This is a genomic window from Dechloromonas sp. ARDL1 (genome assembly GCF_051122455.1).
Classification (GTDB): Bacteria; Pseudomonadota; Gammaproteobacteria; order Burkholderiales; family Rhodocyclaceae; genus Azonexus.
Genome location: NZ_CP168939.1, coordinates 1935425 through 1960914, shown reverse-complemented (window position 1 = coordinate 1960914; position 25490 = coordinate 1935425). Strand labels below are relative to the sequence as shown.

Below are 25490 nucleotides of genomic sequence, written 5' to 3'. Positions count from 1 at the left end.
CGTATCGCCAAGCACAGCCGGCCATTCATTACTCGGGGCGCATGGAGGGGAACAGGATCACGTCGCGGATGGCCGGGCTATCCGTCAGCAACATGATCAGGCGGTCGATGCCGATGCCGCAGCCGCCGGTCGGCGGCAGGCCATATTCGAGCGCGCGGATGAAATCGGCGTCGTAATACATCGCTTCTTCGTCGCCGGCATCCTTGGCCTTGGCCTGTTCCTGGAAGCGGGCGGCCTGGTCCTCGGCGTCGTTGAGCTCCGAGAAGCCGTTGGCGATTTCGCGGCCGACGATGAACAGTTCGAAGCGCTCGGTGATTTCCGGGTTGCTGTCGGAGGCACGGGCCAGCGGCGACACTTCGACCGGGTAGTCGATGATGAAGGTGGGTTCCCAGCACTGGGCTTCGGCACAGGCTTCGAACAGTTGCAGTTGCAGGCTGCCGAGGCCGCCCGGCTTGACCGGCTCGCCGAAGTGCTTGATCTTGGCCTTCAGGAAGTCGGCATCAGCCAGTTCGGCATCCGAGAATTCCGGGTGCTGGCGTTGAATGGCCTGGTTGATGGTCAGTCGATGGAAAGGCTTGGAGAGATCAAGATCGCGTCCTTGGTAGACGAAGACTTCCTTGCCCAGTGCCTCGCGGGCGGCGTGGCGGAGCAGGCCTTCGGTGAAATCCATCAGCGTGTGGTAGTTCGCGTACGCCTCGTAGAACTCCATCATCGTGAATTCAGGGTTGTGGCGCGGCGAGAGGCCTTCGTTGCGGAAGTTGCGGTTGATTTCGAAGACCTTCTCGAAGCCGCCGACGACCAGACGCTTGAGATAGAGCTCGGGCGCGATGCGCAGGAACTGCTGCATGTCGAGCGCGTTGTGGTGCGTGACGAAGGGCTTGGCCGAGGCGCCGCCGGGAATCGGGTGCATCATCGGCGTTTCCACTTCCATGAAGCCGTGGCCGGTCATGTAGTTGCGGATCGACTGGACGATGGCCGAACGGGCTCGGAAGGTGAAGCGCGTTTCCTCGTTCATGATCAGGTCGACGTAGCGCTGGCGGTACTTCAGTTCCTGGTCGGACAGACCATGGAACTTGTCAGGCAGCGGGCGAATGGATTTGGTCAGCAGGCGGATTTCCGTGACCTGGATGGTCAGTTCGTTGGTGCGGGTCTTCATCAGCGTGCCGACGACGCCGAGGATGTCGCCGAGATCCCAGCCCTTGAAGGCGGCGTACACGTCTTCGCCGACCTTGTCGCGGGCGACATAGATCTGGATGCGGTCGGAGACATCCTGCAGCGTCGCGAAGGAAGCCTTGCCCATGACACGCTTGAGCATCATGCGGCCGGCGACCTTGACTTCGATCGGCAGTCCTTCCAGTTCCTCGGCGGATTTCTCGTCGTAGCCCTCGTGCAACTTGGCAGCGGTGTTTTCACGCTGGAAGTCGTTCGGGAAGGCCTGGCCCGTCTTGCGCCACTCGGCGAGCTTGGCACGGCGCTCGGCGATGATGTGGTTCTCGTCCTGCTGGACGGGCTGTTCGGCGTTGTCGTTTTGGGACATGGGAAATCCTTGAAAATTGGGTTTGCTGCGGGCTACCGCTAAAACCCTGAATTTTCGCCGATTTCACCCCCTTACGACAAGGCCGGTGGCACTGGGTATTGCGTTTTCGAGGACTCTCCCGGCGCTTGAGGGGAGGCGCTGCAAGAGCGGGTGCGCTCTCTCCAAAACGCGGTTTTGAAAAACCGGCATTCGGTTAGCATGAAACACTGTCATTAATTGTGGCAAGTGGTATTATTCTTGTTGTTATTGCCACAATAGGTGTTTTCGTGCGAGTCCTCATCGTCGAGAGTTCCCCGCTGTATCGGGAGATTCTTCAGCAGAGCTTCAACCGGTTTCGTGGCGTGGACTTCGTCCTGTCGGCCACGCGGATGGAGGCGCTTGCAGAGGCGGCGGCACAAACGGTGGATTTCGTGGTGATTTCCGGTCAATTGAGCGATTGCGACGGGCTGTCGCTTGGCCGGCAGTTGCGATGCGATGGCTTGGTGCCGATCGCACCGATCGTTCTGCTGACCAGCAGCCCCAGCGCCGAAATGGCCATGGATGCCGAGCGCGCGGGCATTACGGAGATTTTTCGCAAGCAGGATCTGGAGGAACTGGTGGTTTTTGCTCGCCATTTTCTCGATGCCCAGCAGCCGTTGCGTTGCCGGATTCTTTATGTCGAGGATGCGCCGGAGCAGCGTTTGGCGCTTACGGCGCAGTTGCGCGAATGGGGCGCGGAGGTGGATGCCTTTGCTTCCGCCGATGAAGCCTGGCCGGTATTCCTGGGTGGTGATCACGATCTGGTGGTGACCGATATCGTGCTTGGCGGGCACATGACCGGCTCGCGACTGATCAACCGGATAAGGCGACAGGTCGCGCCCAAAGGGGAAATTCCGATTGTCGCGCTGACAGCTTTCGACTCGCCGCAACGGCGCGTTGAATTGTTTCATCTGGGTATCGACGATTACGTGGCGAAGCCGGTTTTTCCGGTGGAGTTACGCGCCCGGATTCGCAATCTTGTTGCCAGGGAGCGCGCCGAGGAGCGTAGCCACAAGCTTCTGGAAGCCACCGAGCTTGGTGTGACGGTGGTCGACGAGGAGGGCTTCGTATTGTCCATGGATCACAATGCCAAGCGCATGTTCGGCATTGTCGGTGATACCGTATGCCGGAATTTTGCCCACTTCCTCGTGAATGAACAGGATGGCGGCAAATGCATGGAGTCCCTGTGTTGGCTGATCGGTGAGCAGGATATTCAGCGTTTGCGTTTTACTGGGCGGCAAGTAGACGGACATGTTTTCCCGCTGCAATTGTCGTCTCTCGAAATCGAGCCGGCTGATGGCGGACGCCGCTTTGCGCTGCTGACGCGGGATGTCAGCGACGAGCAGGCATTGGCCGATCAACTGGAGGCGGTAAGGGACTCGGCCGCCCGGCTTGGTCGAATGAAATCTGAATTCCTCTCCAATGTCAGCCATGAAATCCTGACCCCGCTCAACGCGATCGTCGGGATGTCCTTCTTGCTCAAGCAGAGGGGGCTGCCCGGCGATGCGCGCGAACAGGTCGAGCATATCGATGCGGCGGGACACAGGTTGCTTGGATTGATCGACGAAATCCTGGATTTTTCGCAGCTCGAATCCGGCAAACTGGAACTGGAATCGGTGCCCGTTTCCATCGACGGCATTCTGGCCGGGGTTGCCGAAGCGGTCGAGCTCCGTGCTGCTAGCAAAGGTATCGGCTTCGAGATCAAGGCAGCTTTCATGCCGTCCGATTTGCTCGGCGATTCGGTTCGTCTGAGCCAAGCCTTGCTCAATTACGCGTCGAATGCCGTGAAGTTTACCGAGCGCGGAAGCGTCACGCTGAGCGCTTCGGTGATCGAGGACTCCAATGCTCGCTGCAAGCTGCGCTTCGAGGTACGTGATACCGGGATCGGTATTGCTCCGGAGCATCTCGGCACCGTCTTTGACTCATTCTGCCAGGCCGATGGTTCGAGTACCCGCCGCTATGGCGGTACCGGACTTGGCTTGGCCATCACGCGCGAACTGGTCGAATTGATGGGGGGCGAGGTCGGCGTGACCAGCGTTCCCGGTATGGGTAGCACCTTCTGGTTTGTTGTCGAACTGGCGAGGGCTGCCGCACCGTTGGCCGTACTCCAGGGGCAAGACGAATCGCCGCTGGATGATATCGCCCGGCACTATGCCGGCAAGCGGATACTGCTGGTCGATGATGATCTGGTCAATCGGGAGGTGGCTCTGGCGATGCTGTCGGTCACCGGCTTACAGGTCGACATGGCGGAGAATGGCCTCGAGGCTGTGCGGGCCGTTCGTGAGCATGACTACGCTGCCGTCCTGATGGATGTTCAGATGCCGTATATGGATGGCATGCAGGCTGCCCGCTTGATTCGGACCATGCCAGACCGGGCGGGGCTTCCCGTTATCGCCGTGACCGCCAATGCGTTCGAGGGTGACCGGCAACGTTGTTTCGACGCAGGCATGAACGACTTCATTCCGAAGCCGATTCAGGCTCCCTTGCTGTATTCGGTGCTCTTGCGGTGGCTACGGGGCGCTCGGGGAGCGACGGGTAATTCTGCGGCTCGGATTTTTCTTTCCGAGGCCTGACAGCATCGACTGGGCTGCCGCTTTCCTGAGCTCAGGGGGCGAAATGAATGGCGAGCCAGACAGTCGCCTGGCCCGGATGGGTCCATTCCACCCGATGTCGCCGATGCGGTGCGATCTCCAGGAAATCGCCGGGCGTCAATGCAAGTGGCTCCGGTGCGTCCTCGAAACGGATTCCTGCCTCGCCCTGCAGTAGCAGCACCCATTCCCCCTCCGGCTGGTCGTACCAGAATCCAGGCGGGCTGGCCTGGCCGGTGGAAACGATCCGTTCGATGCGTACTCCGGGGCGCTTGAGCAGTTCCGAAAACAGCTCGTCCGGCAGGGGCGAGGCGGGAAGGTCGGCGAAAAGGTTGTCGGTCATGGTTGCTGCGGCTCGTAGAGAGGCATGCTGTCAAGGCGCCGCTCGATCTCGGCGGTCAGTTGGCGATAGGCGGGGCTCGCGGTGCTTCCGAAGTGGCGCTGGAATTCGGTCGCACCGATGGATTCCGGCAGGTCGCCCAATGGTGGTACCAGGTCGCGGTCGTGGATATTCCGGTTCAAAACGGTATCCAGCCGCCGGTCTTCACGGTTGAGCAGTTCTCCGAAGCGTGTTCCGGCGCGGTCGGCTGCCAGGTCGGCAAAGGAAAAACCGCTACCGTGGCGGGCATCGGCCAGTTCCTTGTAGAGGCCGATGGCATCGGCGACGGGTTCGCCGGCCCAGGCGGCCAGCATGGCGGAAACCGCGAAATGCTGCGCACTGTCGTTGCGCCCGGAGAGCATCATCGTGACCGGGCGCAGTTGTGACCAACCGCGAGCTTCCGGTATCAACGACGCAATATTTTTTCCACCAAGATAGACGCCGAGGACGAGCATGGCAGCCCGTCGGTTTTTCCGCTGGTCGCTGCCCTCTACATCCAGCGTGGCCTGCAGGACGTTGGCGAGCGGTATGCGCCGTTCCGGCGCATGGTGATCGAGCAAGGCCGCCAGCGACTCCTGGGCCGAGCGAATGCGTACCAGATCGTCGGGTGAGAAGGCGATTGTGCGCGCCCGATCAAGCAGGGCGGGTTCCCAGGTATAGCCGACGATGACCAGCCGGCGCCGTGGATCGAACGCCAGTTCATGGATGGCCTGGCGGGCCAGTTGCCATTCAGTGCCGTAACCGCCGGCGCGGCTGGCGATAGCGAGGAATGCTTCCAGAATGAAGGGGGGAATCGGGATTGGACCGATGGCGGCGGTGCTGATCTTCGGCCCGCCGTCGCCCTGGCGAATGCGGGCTTGCAGATTGAGAAAGGCGGCGCCGGAAATCAGCGGGACGCGGCGGGTGAGCCGAATTTCGGCCGCATCCTCGGTCAGGATGAAGGCGCCGCGCGCTTTCAGGGCACGGCCGGCCAGGGCGTTGATACCCTCGTCGATCAGCGTGGCGGGGATGACCGTGCGGCGTGATTCCCCTTCCCGCAGGCGCCGGGGATCGTTGGCGTGGAACAGCCGACGCGCCTGATTGATGGTGGCCGGCGAGATGCTTTCGCTGCGCTCTACCAGCGGCTTGCTTTCCAGTGCCGCAGCCATCAGGCCGCCGGCGGCCAGCACGAGCAGGAGCAGCGCGCCGGCCAGCCAGGCGAAGAGGCGAGTCACGGCTGACTCACCTCCGGCCTCAGACGCCCTGTTTCAGGCTGGCCTCGATGAAGGGATCGAGATCGCCGTCGAGCACGGCCTGCGTGTTGCCAGTTTCGTGATTGGTGCGCAGATCCTTGATGCGTGATTGGTCGAGCACGTAGGAGCGGATCTGGTGGCCCCAGCCGATGTCGGACTTGGCGTCTTCCAGCTTCTGCTGTTCGGCCTGCTGCTTGCGCAGTTCGAACTCGTAGAGGCGGGCGCGCAGCATTTGCCAGGCTTCGTCGCGGTTGCGGTGCTGAGAACGGTCGTTCTGGCACTGCACGACAATGCCGGTCGGCACGTGGGTCAGACGGACGGCGGAGTCGGTCTTGTTGATGTGCTGGCCGCCGGCGCCGGAGGCGCGGTAGGTGTCGGTACGCACGTCGGCCGGATTGATGGCGATTTCGATCGACTCATCCACCTCCGGGAAGACGAAGACCGAGGTGAAACTGGTGTGGCGGCGGGCGTTGGAGTCGAACGGCGACTTGCGAACCAGGCGGTGGATGCCGGTCTCGGTGCGCAGCGTGCCGTAGGCGTAGTCGCCGGAGAACTTGACGGTGGCGCTCTTGATGCCGGCGACGTCGCCTTCGGACTCTTCCATGACCTCGACCGAGAAGCCCTTCTTTTCGCCGTATTTCAGGTACATGCGCAGCAGCATCGACGCCCAGTCCTGGGCTTCCGTGCCGCCGGCGCCGGCCTGGATTTCCAGGAAGCAGGGCATCGGGTCGGACGGATTGTTGAACATGCGGCGGAATTCGAGGGCGGCGAGCTTGGTTTCCAACTCTGCGTTGTCGGCCTCGACGGCGAGCAGCGTGTCGTCGTCGTTGTCTTCCTTGCCCATGGCGAACAGCTCGCGACCGTCGGCGACGCCGCTATCGACGGCTTCGAGGACGAGCACGATGTCTTCCAGCGATTTCTTTTCCTTGCCCAGTTCCTGGGCGCGCTTCGGATCGTCCCAGATCTTGGGATCTTCCATCTCCTTGTTCAGGAGGGTCAGGCGTTCGCGCTTGTGATCGTAGTCAAAGATACCTCCGCAGCTCGGCGGCGCGCTGCGCCAGATCGTCGAGCTTGTTGGAGATGCTGTTGAGCTGTTCTGCTTCCATGATGTTCTTCTCGTTGCGTGGCAAAACCACCATTATAGCTGCTGGCGAAGGTGGCATCCGGAAGCACTTTTCGCATGCGTTACCGTTTCATGGCCGGTTGTAACTGCCGTCGGATGTTGTACGGCCGCGGCAAGCAACGTCCCCCCCCACCCTTTTTTTTCATGGTTGCCGCTGGCAGCCGTGCAGCGACGGCCGGTCAGCGTGTTCTGGCGGGCTTCAGGCCGCGCTCGACGGAGTGCCAGACTTGTTCAAGCAAGGCCTGCATTGCCGGCGTATGCGCCTGTGGATAGCTGGCAAAGCTGGCGATGACGAGTCGCTTGTCGAAATCCAGATAGAGGCTGGTGCCGTGCGTGCCGATGAGGGCGACGCGATTGGGCGTGCCACCGAGATGCACGAAGCCGTAGCGCAGCTCGCTGCCCTTGGCCAGTCCCTTGATGTCGCCCGCACGAATCCCGGACGAGGCAAGCAGGGTCTCGATGAACCAGGTGGGAATCCGGGTTCGCTTGCGGTTGCCGCGTGCCTCCACGAGCAGTTGCCCGAGCTTGGCGAAATCGCGTGGCGAGAGGGCGAGGCCGTTAGCCAGCTCGACGCCCTCGGCGTCGCTCAGCCACAGTGCCTCGTGTTCCGGCCGCGCCGGGAGCAGCAGTTGCTCGCAGAAGAGCCGGGCCAGCGGCCGGCCGTTGCTTTCGGTCAGGACCCAGGCCAGCAGGTCGTCTTCGGGTGTTGCCTCGGCGCCGGTATCTGGCCCGGCCAGCGGCTTGTCCCAGCGATTCGGCTGGGCGATCCAGGTCCGGACGCCCTTGTCGCCCCACCCCTCGGTCCAGCCGCCGGCTTGGCGCCAGGTGGCGATCTCTTCCGGACTCCAGGCGCGGTGTTCATTGTCGTCGAGCAGGCGCTGGATGGATATCTTGCGCAGGCTGGCCGACGCGGCGAAGGTGGGGATGTAGCGGGAAACTGATTTGTCTGCGGCAAGCTTCCCCTGGCTGATGCTTATCGCCCCGAGCAGGTTGAGCAGCGGACGCGTGGCCTCGAACAGCGGTCGCGGACGGTCGTGCAGCAGCCCGTTGCGGTAGCGTTCGGCGACGATTTGACCATTGCGCAGGACGACGATACCGTCGGCGGCCAGTCGACTGTCGAGCAGGAAACCCAGATTTCGTGCTTTGCCGTCGAGCGGATCGACTGCCGGCAGGTCTTCCAGTGATCGGCTAGCCAGTGGTGCACTCGTCCGGTCGGTGGCTGGCGCGATGCGCCAGGCCGGCATGAAGGTGGTGGCGGACTGTAGCGTCAGACGCTGGTTTTCGATGTCCAGCCAGTTGCGTTTGTCGATCCAGGGGCCGAGTTTCTGCTCGCCAACCGGCAGTTTGTCTAACTGACAGCTTGGCGCGACTGCTGGCGCTGCCGGCGGCAGCAATAGCAGGAACAGGGAAACTGGCCAGCGGCGATTCATTTTCATTCTCCATTTTGGGTTGTTCAGCGCATCAGCCGTTCGCTGGCTTCGCGTACCACATCGTTCAGGTTGCCATGCTGGCGAAATCGCTCGCGCAGCCAGGCAGCATCGCCGGCCCCTTCTGCCAGCAGGTTCTTTAGCGGATTCAGCCAGTGCAGGCAGCCGAGTTCGCGGGCGTCTTCGGAAATCGTGTCGAGCAGCAGCGCCAGGGTCTGCCGCAGCGGTTGCCGACAGAGGCCGGCCGGATCTGAAATTTCAGCTTCCAGGCCGTAGCGGCAAGCTTGAAACTTGTTGAAGCGGGCGACATGGGCCTGCTTTTCGGTTTGTAGCGGTGGCCGGGTACGTAACAGCCAGCGTGACAGCGTCTGGGCGAAGGCGGCCAAGGCAATCGCTTGCTCGATACTGAGCGGGGTGTCGCAGACGCGAATCTCGACCGTGCCGAATTCCGGCTTGGGGCGCACATCCCAGTACAAGTCCTTGATCCCTTGCGCAATGCCGCAGACCTGCAGGAATTCGAAATGCTGGCAAAAATCCGGCCAGTCGTTCAGTGGCGGGCACTGTCCGCTGAGCGGGAAGGCCGATACCGCGTTGAGCCGGGCCGACTGGTAGAGGCTGTCCACCCCGTCGACAAAGGGCGACGAGGCCGACAGGGCGATGAAGGCCGGCACGTGGACGCCGAGTGCCTGGGTCAGCCAGATGGCCTCGTCGGCGGAAGTGCAGCCGACATGGATGTGCTGGCCGAAGACGGTGAATTGCTTGGCCAGGTAGCCGTAGCGCTGATACAGCCCGTTGAAGCGCTCGCCCGGGCAAATGCGCCGTTCCGGCCAGCGATGGAAGGGGTGGGTGCCGCCGCCGCAGATGCCGATGTTGTTACGTTCGCCATGCCGGCGCAGTGTGTCGCGCAGGCCGGCGAGGTCAGCCGCGATGCCGTCGACGGTCGATTGTGCCTGGGTGCTGATCTCGATCATGCTTTCGGTGATTTCCAGCTTGATCTCGCCGAAGCGCCCATCGTATTCGAGGCTGCCGAGCAGGTCGGTGGCACCGCGCGTCAGGTCGAAATCGCGCCGGGAAACCAGCTGCAGTTCGAGTTCGACGCCGAGCGATAGCGGCGCGCTCTCCTTGAAGTTTTCCAGTCCTTCGCCGCTCATGCGATACCTCCCTTGTTCCCGGCCTCGCACTCGCCGGAGCGGCTCAATGCCAGGCGGCAGAGTGCTGGTCCGAGCAATTCCATCATCGCTGCAGCGAACAGCGACAGGGCCAGCGCGGATCGCCCGACCTCAGGATAAAGCCCGGCGATTTCATAAGCCATGAAAACCGCCGTGGCCGATAGCGGCTGGATGCCGAGGCCGACCAGCAGCCGTTTGTGCAGTGGCTGGCTGCCGCCCGACCAGGCGAGGGCGGCGGTCTTGGCAGCGGCGCGTACGAGCAGCAGGCCGAGTGCCTGCAGGCCGGCCAGCCAGGTGAATTCCTGCCATGGCAAGGATGCGCCCACGATGACGAAAAGCACGATGGCGAGCAACCAGTGACCCTCAGGCAAGTCGGTGTAGCGCAGTGTCTGCCGCTTGTCGCATGCAGCGAGGAATACACCCATCAGGAACAAGGTCAGGAAGACCGGTACGGCCAGCATGCGAGCAATACCGACGGCGAGCAGGGCGCAGGCGACGAGTACGAAGACCTGGGCCAATGAACGCTTGGGCAGGGCGCTGGCGATGCGCAGCGCCAGCCAGGCGCCGAGGCCGCCGACGAGCAGCGCGCCGGCGACTACCCAGAGCGGATGCAGGATGGCGTTCAGCCAGTCCTCGCTCAATTCGGCATGCACGACACCGAGTACGATGGCAAAGGCAACAAAGGATGCGGCGGAACCGATTGCAGTATGCAGGATGATGCGCTCGGTTACCTGCCCCTGGGCGCGCGACTCCTCGATGGTCAGGAGGACGACGGCGGGCGCCGAGGCCATGGTGACGGCCGCGGTGGCTGCAGCCCAGGCAGGCGACAGGCCGACCAGCCAAAATGCGAAGGCAAAGATCAGCGCGAAAGAGAGCGAAATGTCGGCCAGCGTGCCGCGCAGCAAGATCGGGTTGCTGCGCAACCATTTCAGTTCGAGGCGCCGGCCGACCTCCAGCATCAATAGGCCGAGCGCCGCATCGGCAATCGGCCGTGCCTGGGCTAGCGCCTCGATGCTGATCCAGCCCAGGGCCGACGGTCCGAACAGGGTGCCGGCCAGCACGTAGCCGGTGACCTTCGGCCAGCGGGCATGGGCATGCAGCCACTCGCCGATCAGCAGGCCGACAACCAACAGCAGGCTGAACAGGGCCAGCGAGTCGATGCTTTCCGGAAAAGGCGGCAGGAAGATCAGGCGTTCGATCAGGCTTTCCCAGATACTGCGCAGCGGAGCAAGGATGCGTTCGATCATGCCCGGCTCCCGTCCACGCTCCGTACCATGGGTAATCCTGACCTTACCATCGCCGGCCCCGTGCCGCGTTGAGGAATTCGTCGAGGATGGGTGTGCAGTTCAACAGGTCCGGGTTGCCCGGCGGATGAAATTCCGGGTGCCACTGCAGGCCGAGTACATAGGATTTTCCTTCAAGGCGAACAGCCTCGATCAGCCCGTCCTCGTCGCTGCGTGCTTCGATCCGCAAGCCCTTGCCCACGCTCTTGATCGCCTGGTGGTGGATGGAAACCACGTGTCCGCCAGCTTGTTCCGGGTAGAGTTTGCCCAGGCTGCCGCCCGCTTCCCAGGTAACGGCATGGGTGTGCTTGTCGTAATCGTCATGAACATGGATGTCTGGCCGTTCGTACTGGGTGGCGATATCCTGGTACAGTGTGCCGCCGAGCGCGACGTTGATCAGTTGGGCACCGCGGCAGATACCGAGTACCGGCTTGCCGGCTTCCATGAACTCGTGCAGCAATTCCATCTCGTAGGTGTCGCGCAGGCGGTCGCCAGCCCATTCAGGCTGCACGGGTTCCTCGCCATAGGATTGCGGGCTGATGTCGGCGCCACCCTGCAGGACGAGGCCGTCGAGATGCTGCGGATAGTCGGAAAGACGGATGCTGCTCCGGTGAACCAGGCCATCGCCGCTTACCGAGGGAATCATGAAGACCATGACTTCGCGCGACATGACCCAATGGGCGACCGACTGTTCGAGGTAGTGCAGCGACTTGGACTGCAAGCCAGTCGCGCCGGGCTGCGGGTGGTAGATACGGGCCGAAAGCCCGATGCGTAGCGGACGTCTTGCCATCATGAGACTCCTTGTCGATGGGTTGCCGGCAGTTCGACCGGGGGCTGCAACCGTGTCGCCTCCCCGAAGCCGAGGATGGCCGTCTGGGTGGCCAGTGGGCCGAGCAGTTGCATGAGCAGGATGGTCGCCATCAGCATGCCGACCAGGTCCGGACTCATCTGGTTGTACAGCGTCTGCATGTTGACCAGCAATACCAGCGCGACACTCGACATCGGCTGCAGGCCGAGGCTGAACAGCAGGCATTCGCGCGGACCCAGGGCGATGTTTTTGCGGCATAACCCGAGAGCAGCCAGTTGCCCGACAAAGCGCAGCAACACGATCAGCAGTGCTTCGCGCCAATAGGAAAGCAGGTGGCCGATGTCGAGCGCCGCCCCGGCGAGTACAAAGGTGATGACCATGAAGACGCGGGCATCGCTGGCGATGCGGATGGCGACTACCTTGCGGTCGTGATCGATCGCCCTGACCATGGCGCCGAAGACGAGCATGGGCAAAAAGACCGAGATATCGAGATAGATGGCGGTGCCGATGCCGAGCACGATGGTGCCGAGAATCAGCAGGTGCTGGTGCTCGGCCTGGCGCTCAAGGCGCTCGGCTCCGAACAGGACGATTCCGGCGCATGCCCCGCCGAGCAGGAAAGAGCCGACGATGCCGCCGAATGCCGTGGTCAGGCGCCCAAAAGTGCTGAGGGTCTGGTTCTCGTCGAGAAAAGGCAGGGTCAGCATGACGATGGCGAATGCAATCACGCCGTTGATGGCGACGAGGGTGTAGAGCAGGCCCGTGCGCTCGCCCTTGGCCCCGACATCGCTGCAGGTGGCGATGGTGATGGCCGGTGAGGTGGCCAAGCAGAGCGCTGCCGCGAAAAGCGCCACGCCGATTGGTACTGTGTTGATGACGAAACCTGCGAAGACCAGTCCTCCTGAAGCGAGGGCGACGATCGCACCGGTCCGCAGGCGGGACAGGCGTTCCGTGCGGCTCACGGCGGGCACCAGGTAGCCGAGCTCGAACAGGATCAGGCCGAGGGCCAGGTCGATGAACAGCTGGGCCGACTCGACATGCAGTGGCGTCACCCAGTTGCTGCCGCTTTGTCCGACCAGCAGACCGAACAGCACATACCCGGTCGTCCTCGGCAACCTGACCAGCCGGCGCGCGGTTTCACCGGCGAGCAGGCCGCCAAGCAGAACGAAACCGAAAAGCTGGATGGAATTCAACATGAGGGTAAAAGCCGCTCGCAGCGGGAAACCTAAATTGAGTAAGGCAATCGATGCTTGTAAACTACATTGGTTATAAATATAATTCCCCCACTCGTTTCGTGCAATTTTTATGAAAACTCCGCCATCCGCTCTGCCGCTCGAAGTGCTGCAGCAATTTCGTATCATTTACGGCACCATGCGCCAGTACTTCCGCCTCATCGAGCAGTGTTGCGGGCTGCCGGGCAGCCAGATGTGGATTCTCCAGGAGGTCGAGCGCGCCCCAAGCATCGGTGTCACAGAACTTGCACAGCGCCTGGGAATACATCAGTCGACCTGCAGTCAACTGGTCGAAAGGCTGGTCGGTCAGGGTTACCTGGAAAAGCAGAAGGCGGCAACCGACAGGCGTCGGGTCGGCCTGATCCTGGCTCCATCCGGCCGGGCAGTCATCGCGCGTTTGCCTGGCCCGGCCGAAGGGGTGCTGCCTGCGGCGCTTGCCGGCTTGCCTGAGGTGGCCCTCAAAACGTTGAATATCAATCTAGCAGAGCTGATCGTCCATCTGCAGGACAGGGATGAGCAGTTTGCACGAATTCCGTTGTCAGACATGGTACGCGATGCGGAGTAAGGGGGTGGTTCTGCGCGTAGCCACGCTGCTTCTGGTTACGCTACTCGCCGCTTGTGCGGTTAGTCCTCGACCGGAAGCACCGGCCGCCACACGCAGCTCATCCGGAGCGACAGCACCTCAGGTTGAGGCTCCGGCCGTCTCCGGAGGACTGGGCAAGCCGCCAATGGCGGAAAAAAGCGAAAGCTTGCCGGCCAATATGGAGGAGAGCATTTTCTTTTCCCCGGGCTCCAGCGCCCTTGTTCCATCCGAACGAAACAAGCTCAAGCTATTGGCCACTCGTTTGTTGACCGATCGGCGCCAGTCCGTGACCCTGATCGGGTACGCCGCCGATCAGGGGAGTCGTTCCTTCAATCTGGCGATTGTCGATGCGCGTATCGGTGCTGTTGCCAAGGCACTGAAAAAACAGGGCGTGAATGCTTTCCAGATCAGGAAGCGGGTTGGCGGCAGTGAGGTAAGGCCAGCCAATTGCCGCTCGCCGGAATGCTGGCGCTTGATGCGCCGCGTCGATTTCGTGTTTCCCGAATCCGTCGCCGACGACTGATCTGGCGAGCAGCGATCGGGGTTGCGCAACCGAGGGTGGGGCAACCTCCCGGCTGGCTTTATTCCAGGTATTCAACCATCAGCTGCGGGCTTTCCACGCCCATGTATTCGTTGATCGCCAAGCGGTAGGCGGCGCGGGTACGGCCACCTGGCTGGGTGCTGAAATTGAACTGAATGGCGTCGATGCGGCTGTTACCCTTGCGCAGGCGTAGCTTGAGGTGTTTTTCCTTGAGCACGCGTTGCTGCTCGACGTCGAATTCGTCGACGAATAACGGCGCCGGAAAGCCCTGGCCCCAGATTTCGTTTTCCAGCAGGCGGGCGGCTTCCAGCGACAGGTAGCCGCCTTCGAGGTTGCCGTCGGTTTCCAGCGTGCGGGTCAGGTCGGCCGGGTCGAGCAGTTCCTTGGCGACGGTGGCGAAGGTTTGGCTAAAGCGTTCGAAATCGCCTTCGCGCAGGGTGGCACCAGCAGCCATGGCGTGGCCGCCGAAGCGTACCAGCAGGCCGGGTTGGCGCTTGGCGACGAGGTCCAGCGCATCGCGCAGGTGCAGGCCGGGAATGGAGCGGCCTGAACCCTTGATGATGCCGCCTTCACCGGGTGCGAAGGCGAATACCGGGCGGTGTAGCTTGTCCTTGATGCGCGAGGCGAGGATGCCGACGACACCTTCGTGCCACTCCGGGTCGAAGAGTGCGATGCCGGCGGCGGCGTCGTCGACGACCATCGATTTGAGCAGTTCCAGAGCTTGCTCCTGCATGCCGGCCTCGATTTCGCGTCGTTCGCGATTGAAGTTGTCGAGTTGCTGGGCGATGGTCAGGGCGCGAGCCGGGTCGTCGGTGAGCAGGCATTCGACGCCGAGGCGCATGTCGGCCAGGCGGCCGGCGGCGTTGAGGCGCGGGCCGAGCAGGAAGCCGAGGTCGAAGGCGGTGGCGCGCTTCGGATCGCGGCCGGCAGCCTTGAACAGCGCGGCGATGCCGGCCTGCATCTGGCCGGCGCGCATGCGCTTCAGGCCCTGGCTGACCAGGATGCGGTTGTTGCGGTCGAGCTTGACGACGTCGGCGACGGTGCCCAGCGCGACGAGGTCGAGCAGGTTGGCGAAATTGGGCTCCGGGCGTTCGGAAAAGTAGCCGCGGTCGCGCAGTTCGGCGCGTAGGGCGAGCATGACGTAGAACATGACGCCGACGCCGGCGATGCACTTGGACGGGAAGTCGCAGCCGGGCTGGTTTGGGTTCACGATGCACTCGGCATCGGGCAGCGTCTCGCCGGGCAGGTGGTGGTCGGTGATCAGCGTGGCGATGCCATGCTGCTGGGCGCGGGCGACGCCTTCAAGGCTGGCGATGCCGTTGTCGACGGTGATGATCAGGTCGGGCGACTGTTGGGCGGCGACGTCGACGATTTCCGGCGACAGGCCGTAGCCGAGCTTGAAGCGGTCGGGGAGCAGAAAGTCGACATCGGCGCCGAGCGCTTTCAGGGCGCGCATGCCGACGGCGGTGGCGGTGGCGCCATCGCAGTCGTAGTCGCCGATGATCAGCAATTTGGCATCGGCCTCGATGGCGTCGGCCAGCAATTGCGCGGCGTCGCTGGCGTGGGTCAGGGCGGTAGGCGGAATCAGCGATTTCAGTTCGTAGTCGAGCTCGGCCTTGTCCTTGATGCCGCGCGAAGCGTAGAGGCGGGCGAGCAACGGGTGCAATCCCTGCTGTTCGAGTTGCCAAACGGTGTGGGGCGAGGCGCTGCGGGTGGTGATTCGGGTCACGATGCGTTTCCTTCGGCCAGTTCCTTGGCGAGGGCGGCGAGCGGGCGGTTCTGGCGCCAGAATTTCCAGCGGTCCTTGCCGTGTACGGTCCAGGTCAGCAGGCCGTAGATGGTCGGGGCAACGATAGTCAGCGCTTCGATGCGGCGGCCGGCGGTACCCTGCAGCGGTGCAAACCAGTCGCGATCCAGATTCTGCCAGGCGTTTTTCCAGCCTTCGCTATCCTCGTACAGTACGGGGGGGAGCAGGGCGTCGAGAACGACCAATTGGCGGTCGCCCTTGGCATGCTCAAGCAGTTCTGCCAGGTTGGCCGGCAGCGGTTCGGCCGGAATGCCAGAGGCCAGAGCCAGCCCTGCGGCCAGCGGATTGTCGGTGGATACGGCTGACCAGGCAGCCGGTTGCAAGGCGGGCAGGGCGCCGCCGCCCCACAGCCACAGGCTGTTGATGACCGGCTTGCCTTGGGCCTGGCGTTTTTCGTTGATGGGATGGCCGTGCAGGAACATCTGCACTTCGTTGAGCCAGCGGGTCAGGCGGCTTTCCTTGCCGGACAGTTCGCCATCCATGCGCCGGCCGGCGATGGTCGACAGCGGCTCGACCGCATGGTCGACGGCTTCATTGAGGCGCAGATACCAGCGGCGGGCTGTGGCGACATGAAAGTGGCCGACATCGCCAAAGGTGGCATTCAGGGCGGCGGCAAGGGCGTGCGCTTCATCGTCGTCCACGTCGAAGGCGCCGGCGTCGGCAAGCACGATGCGCTCATGGTGGAAGCGCAGGTGCACCGGGTCGGCGCACAGCCAGTGGCCACTGCGGGCCTCGTCGCCCAGCGCTTCGCCGAGCAGGCGCAGGGCGCCGAAAGGGGCGTCAGCAATGCCGAACTGCCGGGCGAGCGCGTTCTCGAAAGCCTGACGCGACCGGCGTTCCAGTGTGGCGCGGGCGGCCAGCCATTCGAAACCGGGGGCCGAAAGCTTGCCCAGGGTCAGTTGGTCGTTCGGTTCGGGCCAGATCAGTTCGGGAACAAGCAGGGTGAGGCGCACGGCAAGGCAGTCACGGTGGAATGAAGGGGAAAAGTGTACCATGGCGACTTTCCTCGTCTGCCCGGTAAGCGAATGGCATTGCCTTACGAATTGCTGATTGGTTTGCGCTATACGCGTGCCAAACGGCGTAACCATTTCATTTCATTCATTTCGTTGATTTCGATGCTCGGCATCGGCCTCGGTGTCGCCGCCCTGATCGTCGTCCTCTCGGTGATGAATGGTTTTCAGAAGGAGTTGCGCACGCGCATTCTCGGCGTCGCTTCGCATATCCAGATCACCGGAATCAACGGCGAACTGACCGGCTGGCCGGCGATTGCCGAGCAGGCCATGAAGCATCCGGAGGTCCGTGCCACGGCGCCCTTCGTGCAATCGCAAGGCATGTTCAGTGTCGATGGCGGGGTCAAAGGCACCATCGTGCGCGGCATCCTGCCCGACCAGGAAGACAAGGTCGCCGACTTCCGCAAGACCATCCAGAGCGGCAGCCTCGACGACCTGCGGCCGGGTGAGTTCGGGGTCGTGCTCGGCGCCGATCTGGCGCGCTCGCTGCGTGTCTTCACCGGCGACAAGGTGACGCTTATCGCGCCTCAGGGGACGGTGACGCCGGCCGGCGTGGTGCCGCGCCTCAAGTCCTTCCGGGTGGTTGGTATTTTCGAGGTCGGCATGTATGAATACGACTCCGGGCTGGCGCTGATCAACCTGGAGGATGCGCAGAAGCTGTACCAGATGGACGACCGGGTAACCGGCGTGCGGCTCAAGGTTGACGACCTCTTCCAGGCGCCGCGCATCGCCCGCGAACTGGTCCGCTACATCGACGCCGATGCCTACCTGCATGACTGGACTAAGAGCCACGCCAATTTCTTCCGTGCCGTGCAGATCGAGAAGAACATGATGTTCATCATCCTGTCGCTGATCGTCGCCGTTGCCGCTTTCAATCTGGTGTCCACACTGGTCATGGCGGTGACCGACAAGCAGGCCGATATCGCCATCCTGCGCACGCTGGGCGCGCGACCCTTGTCGATCATGGCGGTGTTCGTCATCCAGGGGGCGCTCGTCGGCTTCATCGGATTGGGCCTTGGGATCGCCGGTGGCGTGGCGCTGGCGCTGAATATCGACGTGGTGGTGCCCTTCATCGAGCGCCTGCTCGGTGTGCATTTCCTGTCCAAGGAGGTTTATTACATTTCCGACTTGCCGTCCGACTTGCAGTGGGGCGATGTCTGGGGTGTCACGCTGATCGCTTTCGTACTCGCCCTGCTGGCGACTTTGTACCCCAGCTGGCGGGCTTCCCGTGTTAACCCGGCGGAGGCGCTACGCTATGAGTGAGCCGATTCTGATCGCCCGTGGCGTTACCAAGGTGTTTCGCGGCGGCGGACTGGAAGTGCCCGTTCTCTCCGCCATCGACCTGAGCGTGATGCCGGGTGAAACCATCGCCATCGTAGGCGCTTCCGGGTCTGGCAAGAGCACCTTGCTACATTTGTTGGGCGGCCTGGACAGGCCGACGGCGGGCGAAGTTTCCTTGATGGGCCGGGAATTTTCTTCGCTCAACGAGGTGCAGCGCGGCGACTGGCGCAACCGGCACCTTGGTTTCGTCTATCAATTTCATCACCTGTTGCCGGAGTTCTCCGCACTGGAGAACGTCGCCATGCCGCTACTGATTCGTCGCGAAAAGCGAGCGGACGCGCTGGCACAAGCTGCTGAAACCCTTGCTGCCGTTGGGCTCGGACATCGCCTGGAGCACCGGCCGGGTGAGCTCTCCGGCGGCGAACGCCAGCGGGCGGCAATCGCCCGAGCGCTGGTCAGCCAACCTTCCTGCCTGCTGGCCGATGAACCGACGGGCAACCTGGATAGTCATACGGCATCAGTAGTATTCGGTTTATTGATTGAGCGGGTGCGTTCGCAAAAGGCAAGCCTGATTCTGGTGACTCATGATCAGCAGCTTGCGACACGAGCCGATCGGGTTGTCAGGTTGGATGACGGCGTACTGATCAGTTAGTTGTTTTGTTGCAAAGTTGTTTCAATGTGGGATAATTGTCTCATCTGGCAAAATCACCGGCTGGGCCGCGGTTTGGAGTAAATATATGCAAACATTGTTTTCACCGGCGATTAGCTTGATGAACAATCTTCGGTACCGCAGCAAATTCATGCTGCTTGGTGCGGCAGTGGGTATCGTTGTTTCGGTGTTGCTGTTCTCGGTGTTCTCCACACTCAATCGGGATATCGTCACGGCTAATCACGAACTTGAGGGTTTGAGCATGATCAAGCCCTTGAACCGGATGACGCAGGTCATGCAGCAGCACAGGGGTTTGTCGTCGGGCGTTCTTAGCGGTAACGAGGCGATGAAGGAAAAGCGGGCAGCCAAGGAGAAGGAGGTTGCCGAAGCGGTGTCCGCTGTCGAGACGGTGCTCTCCGCGACGCTGCGCGAGAGTCAGGGATGGAAATCCATACGGCAGGATTGGGATGAAATCCGTTCGCAAGGCTTGACCTGGTCTGCTCCCGATAACATCAAGCGCCATTCGCAAATGGTCGCCAAGGTTCTGCGCTTCATGAGCGATGTCGCCGACGAAACGGAACTGACGCTTGATCCTGTCATGGATACGTATTACTTCATGGATACCATCGTCTCCAAGATGCCTGCAGTCCTGGAGCAACTCGGTATCACGCGGGCGCGCGGCACGGGCGTGCTGAGCAAGAAGGAGCTGTCGCCGCAGATGCGTATCGATCTGTCTTCGCAGGTCGCGCAGATGACCGGAACGCTGCATGCGCAAAATATCAATGTGGAAAAGGTGTTGCGCTTTGCACCGACGTTGCAGGGCGCGCTGGCAGCGCCTGCCAAGGAATTCTCCGATGGCGCGGAGCGGATTTTCACGCTGGTGCGCAACGATATCGTTGGTGAGAAATTCGAAACGCCCCCGCAGGTCTACTACGATCAGGTGACTCAGGTTCTCGATCTCGGTTACAAGGTGATGTACGACACCTTGATTCCTCAATTCGAACAGCAACTCCAGAAACGTATCGAAGAAGCCAAGCGGGTAATCGCCTTCAACTTCGCCATTGCCATCGTGGTGGTGGTGATCGTCGGCTATCTGGCCGTCGGCACCTACTATTCCGTTATCAATAGCGTCCACAACTTCTCGCAGGGTGCGCGCCGTTTGGCGGATGGCGATCTGACGGTCGATTTCGACAACCACGGGACCGACGAATTGCATGCTGCCGGCAAGGATTTCAATGACATGGCCGCTTCGTTCCGGGCCTTGTTGGGCGGTGTGCAAGGCGATGTTCGGCGCATCAACGACGCCTCGGAGCAAGTCGCAGCGTCAAGCCAGCAAATTTCCGCGAGCAGTTCGGCGCAGAGCGATTCGGCGTCGAGCATGGCTGCCGCTGTCGAGGAAACGACAGTGGGTATCGACCATATCGCCAAGAATGCCTTGGATGCTCAGGAATACTCGCGTCGTTCAGATGAGGTGGCGGCGGATGGCGGTCGGATCGTGCATGCCGTGGTCGCCGAAATCCAGGCCATCGCTCACACCGTCAACCAGTCGGCGGCGGCGGTCGAGGCGCTCGGGCAGCAGTCGGGGCAGATTTCTGCCATTGTCGATACCATCAAGGACATCGCCGATCAGACCAACCTGTTGGCGCTCAATGCGGCCATCGAAGCAGCCCGCGCCGGTGAGTCCGGTCGCGGTTTCGCAGTCGTCGCCGACGAAGTGCGCAAGCTGGCCGAGCGGACAGCCAAGTCCACGCAAGAAATTTCGGGCATGATCGGTGCGATCCAGTCCGGTACGGCAACGGCTGTATCGAGCATGAAGGAAGGCGTGGGACGTGTTGCCGCAGGTGTGCATCAGGCGCAGCTGGCAGGAGATGCGATCAGCCAGGTGCAGCAGCAGTCGCGCCAGGTGCTGGAGGCTGTCTCGGAAATTTCAGTCGCCCTGCGCGAACAGACCTCGGCGAGTACCGAAATTGCCCAGAGCGTCGAACGGATTGCCCAGATGGCCGAGGAAAACAATGTTGCGGTTGCCGGTAACGCTCAGACAGCCGAGACGCTGCGCAACCTGGCTCATGCGCTGACCAGCGCAATCGCCCGCTTCAAGACCTGATCGATTTGCGCCGCCGCCAGGCGGCGATCAGCCATACCCGCCACGCTGCCTGCGTGGCGAAGTAGCCTATCAAGGCCAGTCCGCTGGCCAGCAGGAGCAGGCCAATGCCGAGCGGCTTGGCTGCGGCCAGCATCCACTGCTGCATGGCTTCAGTCCAGCCGACGAAATTCGTTGCGTCGAAATGGGGCGGAGCGATGAAACCGTTGCTTTCTCCGATGCTCATCCGGCCGATCTGGTAGGCCGCAAGGTAAAGCGGCACGATGGTGAATGGATTGGTGTACAGCGTGACCAGCAGGGCGAGCGGCAAGTTAACCCGAAAGACCAGGGCGCATACCGCCGCGCCGATCATCTGCAGCGGCCCGGGAATCAGGCCGCAGAACAACCCGGCGGCGACTGCGCCGGCCGCCGAATGGCGATTCAGGTGCCACAGTCGCGGATGCAGCAGCGACGAAGCGAAAGGCCGCAACCATGGGTTGTTGCGGATTGTTTCGTGGTCCGGGAGGTATTTTTTCAGATAGCGGCGCATGGCTTCATTATCCCGGATAAGCCGGCCTGACAGTATCGGCTGCTGCGCTCCATCGGTTGGTGCTCGGGGTATGACTGGCGAATAATCCGGGTTTCCCTGAATATTCCGCCATGCGCCTGAACATTCTCGCCTTTGCCGCCGGTATTCTCTGCCTCCAGTTGCAGCCGACGCTGCCGGCATGGGCGCCGTGGCTGGCGCTCGGGCTACTGTTGGTGCTGCCCGGTCTGTTCTGGCGAAACCGACCCTTGCGGATACTGGCTATCGCCGGTTGCATTGCCATCGGCTTTTCCTGGGCGGCTTGGCGGGCCGAAACGCGTCTCGCCGATCGGCTGGGGGCGGAATGGGAAGGGCGCGATATCGAACTGGTTGGCGTCGTTGCCGGATTGCCGCAGGAGTTCGCGGGCGGCACGCGCTTCGAGTTCGATGTTTCCCGCGTTCAGGGTGGCGCGATGGTTCCGGGAAGGATCATGTTGTCCTGGTATCAGGGGCGGCGCGAGGGTGAGGCGAGTGCGCCGCCGGCCTTGCGTGCCGGCGAACGCTGGCAGTTCACTGTGCGTCTCAAACGTCCGCACGGCAACGCCAATCCCGGCGTGTTCGACTATGAGGCCTGGCTGCTCGAACGAAATATTCGCGCCACCGGTTATGTCCGCGCCAATCCGCCGCAGCGCCTGGGTGACATGGTGTGGTTGCCCGGCTATGTCGTCGAGCGTTTTCGTCAGCGTGTGCGCGATTCGTTCGGGCGCATGCTTCCCGAGGCGGAATACCCCTTCGCAGGCGTTCTGGTCGCCTTGGCCGTCGGTGATCAGAAGGCCATCCAGGGCGATTTGTGGACGATGTTCAATCGGACGGGAACGACGCACCTGATGTCGATCTAGTAGCTATTAAAACGTAAATCTTCGTATACTGGCGGCACGCTATTTCAACAAGGCTGTGCCGCCATGCCCAAGGCTTACTCCTACATCCGGTTTTCAAGTGTCCGGCAGCAACGCGGCGATTCCGTAGCCCGTCAGACGAAGCTTTCCGTAGAGTACGCGGCAAAGCATGGCCTAGACCTCGATACCGACTTGGACCTGAGCGACCTCGGGATTTCCGCGTTTGACCGATCCAATCTCAATAAGGGTGCTTTAGGCCAATTCCTGCGGCTGGTCGAAGAGGACCGCATTCCTCACGGGTCGTACCTCCTTGTGGAGAGCTTGGACCGGTTGTCACGGGACAAAGTGATGGATGCCTTGCATATTTTCATGGGCATTCTCAAGGCTGGAATTACCGTCGTGACACTGGCTGACGAGCAGGTCTATAGCTACGAAAAGGTAAATGAAAACTGGTCGAGTCTGATCATGTCTATCGTGATCATGAGCCGGGCCAACGAAGAGTCCGCGATGAAAAGTCATCGCATCCGGTCTTCGTGGGATGCCAAGCGAAAAAACATCGAAAACAAACGGCTGACGAAGCGCTGTCCGTATTGGTTGAGGCCAACCGCTGATGAAAAGGGTTTTGAGTTCATCCCTGAGCGGGTGGAAGTTGTAAGGCGCATCTTCAAGATGTCGATGGAAGGCGTCGGCGGCGCAACCATCGTCAAGATGTTTAACAAGGAAGGTGTGCCGGTTTTTTCGCCCAAATCGAATGGCTGGCAGAACTCTTATATTGAGAAGGTGTTCAACAGCGTTTCCGTCTATGGCTCGTTGCAGTTGAAGCTACAGCGCGACGGGGAACTGACAGAACTCGAAGAAATACCGGATTACTACCCGGCAATCATGTCGAAAGAAGAATGGTTGCTGGCAGCGGCGGCAAGGAAATCGAGGCGTACCCCCGGTGGTGCAAGAAAAGGCAATCAACTGAGCAATCTGTTTTCCGGCTTGCTGCGCTGTGGATATTGCGGTGGGCCTATGAATATGGGTGGCTACGCGAAAAAGCGAGCCACTGGCCTCCCAAAATCTAGAAGATACGTGGCATGCAGTAACGCTCGAAGGGGGATCAAGTGCAACTATCTCCAGTGGGGATACCCCGATTTCGAGCAGTTGGTCTTGAAATTCTGTAAGGCCGTCGATCTTTCTCAAGTGCTTGGCGTAGATCGGCGCGGTGAGATTGAAATCAACGCTGAAATGCAGCGTCATGAGCGGATCAAGCAGGAAATCATTGATGTGAATAACCGCAATCAATCCCTGCTGGACGTATTGGAAAGTGCTTCTCTGGCTGAGCCTTCACAATTGATCCTCGACCGGATGAAAGCGAACGAAGCCAAGCTCAGCAGTTTGAAAGAGGAACAGAAGGAATCGGAAGAAAAAATCCTGCGCCTGACGAATTCCCGAGTGGATGCATCTGTCCAGCAAAACCTGATCGTGGCTTTGCTAGAGCAACTTGAAACCTTGAAGGGCGATGAGTTGCATCTGCTGCGCATTCGGTTGTCCGATGCCATCAAGCGAGTCATCAAGCGGATCGTGACCTATCCCGGTGGCCGCTGGTATTCCGAAGAAGAAATCGAGACCTATCGGCGAGACTTGATCGCCTCCGACGAGTTCGACGAAGAGACTATCGCGGCAATGTGCGCCAAGCTCGACGCGAAGCCCAACAAGGCGAACAAGATGTTCATGCTGGAATTCCACAACGGCGAGCATCGAACGGTCCTGTCGTCGGGTAAGGTCCTCGACCAGAAAACGTCTCCGCCCACCGAATGGGATATTCCCACGCTGTTCGAGAGCTTGGCCTTCAAGGTTTTCAAACCCTCAGAGGCCTTGGTGGGTTAAATCAGCCCAACCTCACGTAACTCCCTCAACATTCTGTAGCGGGTGCTTTTGGATAGTGGCACAAGGGTGTCGTCCGGTGTGCCGGATCGAATGCAGCGCAGCAGATCGGCAAGGCTCCGTGCTTTGCTGTAGCCGAATGTCTCGCGCAGTTTATCCAGTTCGGGGTACCGCTCGGCAAGCCGAGCGCGTTGCTCAGTTTCGTAGGCTTTCTGCGCGTCGATTTCCCTTTGCCGCTCGGCGTCGATAGCGAGAATATCGTCCAAGAAATGCACGATGTCGTATATCTCTCGGCCGCCAACGGTCTTGGATACATAGACCAAGGTATGACGTTGTTGCTTGTGTTTGCGTTGTCTGGACTCGATATGTGCGACGGCGGCATCGTAGTCTTTGAATGACAGCAGAGGCTTGCTCCCAAAGCGCAGACACAGACGACCACGGGCGTTGTCTCCGATTGCCCAACCGCTGTGCCACCATTCTTGGCTCCCTCGCTCCAAATCTTCGGCAGGCATCGCTTTGTCGGGTACCAAGTAGTGCTTGCCGTCTTGGGAAATGCCGTGCCAGAGATTCTTGTGGTACATCTTGTAGCCATCAACGTAGATGACCAAGTGGCCTACCAGCGGAGCGTCTTTTTGTTGTGTCATGGCAGTGAGTGCATATTGGGATGTCTGAATTATGCCGATTATTCCCAACGCTATCGAGAATTTGGGGATCACCTCCCTTTCATGGCAGGCCAAGAGTTTTTGCAAGGTCACGGGCATTTGCAAGGTGGCACCCATCCCCATTATCGCTACTGTCCCTCCTGTAATAATTACGGGCAACGGTTTTGGGGACCGGTAACTGTTGTTTTTTTAGGGTACCCAGAGTCCGAAATTGGCCCTATATCCTGCGTTGTCAAACTCCTACTGTTGCTAGATTATGGGGAGGCTGGAGAACCTGTCTGTGTCGATTAGCCCGGTGTAGGTCGGGTGATGGGGTATGAAGCACCCACGAGGCGCCGACCGATCTCAAAAATCCCTGCCATTGCCAAAGATCGGACAGGTTCGATGATTTCGCCGTTATCGACCCTGATCCAGTTTTCGCCGTCGCTATAGACGGCCATCAGCAAGTCCTTGGCGTTGAGCGATTCCGAAACCTGAAGGATTCCGCCGTGCGTCACGATTGCCACCATTGCAGTATGGTTTCCGTTGTCGATCCACGCTAACGGCCACGGTTGCCAAACGACGGCGTGTGTATTTTCGGTTTGACGCCATTTGCCATATTTGCCGGTGGGACCGAGGTTTTGAAACGCACGAGCCAATCGCCAGCGCTCCCACGGCTGCGGAATAATCGCTGAATGAGCTAAATCGAGCGACACCTCACCAGATTGTTGACGCTCGTTGAAAACTGACCAGAAAAGTGGGGGTGTGCGCGCTGAAAATTGACCAGGGTGATTAACTCGTCCGCTCATTTTTT

22 protein-coding genes are annotated in these 25490 nt (G+C 61.0%); 8 read left to right on the top strand and 14 right to left on the bottom strand.

Features of this window, described 5'->3' with window-relative positions; all coding sequences use genetic code 11:
* Positions 1–28: 28 nt before the first annotated feature.
* Entirely contained in the window at positions 29–1537 is a 1509-nt protein-coding gene (lysS, locus tag AB6Q56_RS09670) for a lysine--tRNA ligase (protein ID WP_434516835.1), read from the bottom strand.
* A gap of 266 nt (positions 1538–1803) precedes the next feature.
* Between lysS and AB6Q56_RS09665 the strand changes: the two genes are divergently transcribed.
* Positions 1804–4128, top strand: a complete 2325-nt coding sequence (locus AB6Q56_RS09665; RefSeq protein ID WP_434516834.1) for a response regulator — start codon at positions 1804–1806, stop codon at positions 4126–4128.
* Positions 4129–4159: 31 nt separating this feature from the next.
* Here AB6Q56_RS09665 and AB6Q56_RS09660 read toward each other — a convergent pair whose 3' ends face one another.
* From AB6Q56_RS09660 to AB6Q56_RS09625, 8 genes are all read right to left on the bottom strand, one after another.
* Positions 4160–4486, bottom strand: a complete 327-nt coding sequence (locus AB6Q56_RS09660) for a cupin (RefSeq protein ID WP_434516833.1) — start codon at positions 4484–4486, stop codon at positions 4160–4162.
* Positions 4483–5736, bottom strand: coding sequence for a hypothetical protein (locus AB6Q56_RS09655; RefSeq protein ID WP_434516832.1), 1254 nt, complete (start codon positions 5734–5736; stop codon positions 4483–4485). Before AB6Q56_RS09655 ends, AB6Q56_RS09660 begins: the two co-directional genes overlap by 4 nt.
* Before the next feature lie 19 nt (positions 5737–5755).
* Positions 5756–6860 (bottom strand): peptide chain release factor 2 gene (gene prfB / locus AB6Q56_RS09650; RefSeq protein ID WP_434516831.1). Its coding sequence is split into 2 segments (ribosomal slippage): positions 5756–6778 and positions 6780–6860, totalling 1104 coding nucleotides; the frame shifts between segments, so codons are not numbered across the junction.
* A gap of 196 nt (positions 6861–7056) precedes the next feature.
* Complete coding sequence (locus AB6Q56_RS09645) at positions 7057–8307, bottom strand: hypothetical protein (RefSeq protein ID WP_434516830.1); 1251 nt, start codon at positions 8305–8307, stop codon at positions 7057–7059.
* Positions 8308–8330: 23 nt separating this feature from the next.
* Entirely contained in the window at positions 8331–9455 is a 1125-nt protein-coding gene (locus AB6Q56_RS09640) for a YbdK family carboxylate-amine ligase (RefSeq protein WP_434516829.1), read from the bottom strand.
* Positions 9452–10720, bottom strand: coding sequence for a cation:proton antiporter (locus AB6Q56_RS09635; RefSeq protein ID WP_434516828.1), 1269 nt, complete (start codon positions 10718–10720; stop codon positions 9452–9454). The genes AB6Q56_RS09640 and AB6Q56_RS09635 overlap by 4 nt, the downstream gene beginning before the upstream one ends.
* Positions 10721–10763: 43 nt before the next feature.
* Positions 10764–11549, bottom strand: coding sequence for a gamma-glutamyl-gamma-aminobutyrate hydrolase family protein (locus AB6Q56_RS09630; protein ID WP_434516827.1), 786 nt, complete (start codon positions 11547–11549; stop codon positions 10764–10766).
* Complete coding sequence (locus AB6Q56_RS09625) at positions 11546–12757, bottom strand: cation:proton antiporter (protein WP_434516826.1); 1212 nt, start codon at positions 12755–12757, stop codon at positions 11546–11548. The genes AB6Q56_RS09630 and AB6Q56_RS09625 overlap by 4 nt, the downstream gene beginning before the upstream one ends.
* A gap of 109 nt (positions 12758–12866) precedes the next feature.
* Here AB6Q56_RS09625 and AB6Q56_RS09620 point away from each other — a divergent pair, with 109 nt between their 5' ends.
* Positions 12867–13358, top strand: coding sequence for a MarR family winged helix-turn-helix transcriptional regulator (locus AB6Q56_RS09620; protein ID WP_434516825.1), 492 nt, complete (start codon positions 12867–12869; stop codon positions 13356–13358).
* Positions 13359–13362: 4 nt separating this feature from the next.
* Positions 13363–13899: an OmpA family protein gene (locus AB6Q56_RS09615; RefSeq protein ID WP_434516824.1), complete on the top strand. Its 537-nt coding sequence runs from the start codon at positions 13363–13365 to the stop codon at positions 13897–13899.
* Between the two features lie 58 nt (positions 13900–13957).
* On the opposite strand, the gene recJ is transcribed toward AB6Q56_RS09615, so the two are convergent.
* Positions 13958–15646 (bottom strand): single-stranded-DNA-specific exonuclease RecJ, encoded by a 1689-nt coding sequence (recJ, locus tag AB6Q56_RS09610; protein WP_434516823.1) that lies wholly within the window; start codon positions 15644–15646, stop codon positions 13958–13960.
* The gene (locus tag AB6Q56_RS09605; RefSeq protein WP_434516822.1) at positions 15643–16719 is read right to left on the bottom strand and encodes a hypothetical protein; all 1077 of its coding nucleotides are present in this window, start codon (positions 16717–16719) and stop codon (positions 15643–15645) included. Before AB6Q56_RS09605 ends, recJ begins: the two co-directional genes overlap by 4 nt.
* Before the next feature lie 30 nt (positions 16720–16749).
* Between AB6Q56_RS09605 and AB6Q56_RS09600 the strand changes: the two genes are divergently transcribed.
* The 3 genes from AB6Q56_RS09600 (at position 16750) to AB6Q56_RS09590 (ending at position 20768) form a co-directional block, all read left to right on the top strand.
* Positions 16750–17997 (top strand): lipoprotein-releasing ABC transporter permease subunit, encoded by a 1248-nt coding sequence (locus AB6Q56_RS09600; protein ID WP_434516821.1) that lies wholly within the window; start codon positions 16750–16752, stop codon positions 17995–17997.
* Positions 17990–18667 (top strand): lipoprotein-releasing ABC transporter ATP-binding protein LolD, encoded by a 678-nt coding sequence (lolD, locus tag AB6Q56_RS09595; protein WP_434516820.1) that lies wholly within the window; start codon positions 17990–17992, stop codon positions 18665–18667. The genes AB6Q56_RS09600 and lolD overlap by 8 nt, the downstream gene beginning before the upstream one ends.
* A 118-nt stretch (positions 18668–18785) precedes the next feature.
* Entirely contained in the window at positions 18786–20768 is a 1983-nt protein-coding gene (locus AB6Q56_RS09590; RefSeq protein WP_434516819.1) for a methyl-accepting chemotaxis protein, read from the top strand.
* On the opposite strand, the gene AB6Q56_RS09585 is transcribed toward AB6Q56_RS09590, so the two are convergent.
* Positions 20758–21294 carry a DUF2062 domain-containing protein gene (locus AB6Q56_RS09585; RefSeq protein WP_434516818.1) on the bottom strand — a complete coding sequence of 179 codons (537 nt, stop codon included), beginning with the start codon at positions 21292–21294 and terminating at the stop codon, positions 20758–20760. The genes AB6Q56_RS09590 and AB6Q56_RS09585 overlap by 11 nt on opposite strands.
* Before the next feature lie 110 nt (positions 21295–21404).
* Here AB6Q56_RS09585 and AB6Q56_RS09580 point away from each other — a divergent pair, with 110 nt between their 5' ends.
* Both AB6Q56_RS09580 and AB6Q56_RS09575 read left to right on the top strand, forming a co-directional pair.
* On the top strand, positions 21405–22169 hold the full coding sequence (locus AB6Q56_RS09580) for a ComEC/Rec2 family competence protein (protein ID WP_434516817.1): 765 nt from the start codon (positions 21405–21407) through the stop codon (positions 22167–22169).
* A gap of 63 nt (positions 22170–22232) precedes the next feature.
* Positions 22233–24038, top strand: coding sequence for a recombinase family protein (locus tag AB6Q56_RS09575; RefSeq protein ID WP_434516816.1), 1806 nt, complete (start codon positions 22233–22235; stop codon positions 24036–24038).
* Here the strand turns inward: AB6Q56_RS09575 and AB6Q56_RS09570 are convergent.
* Both AB6Q56_RS09570 and AB6Q56_RS09565 read right to left on the bottom strand, forming a co-directional pair.
* Positions 24035–24814, bottom strand: coding sequence for a hypothetical protein (locus AB6Q56_RS09570; protein ID WP_434516815.1), 780 nt, complete (start codon positions 24812–24814; stop codon positions 24035–24037). The genes AB6Q56_RS09575 and AB6Q56_RS09570 overlap by 4 nt on opposite strands.
* 170 nt (positions 24815–24984) lie before the next feature.
* Positions 24985–25485, bottom strand: coding sequence for a DUF6710 family protein (locus AB6Q56_RS09565; protein WP_434516814.1), 501 nt, complete (start codon positions 25483–25485; stop codon positions 24985–24987).
* Positions 25486–25490: the final 5 nt, after the last annotated feature.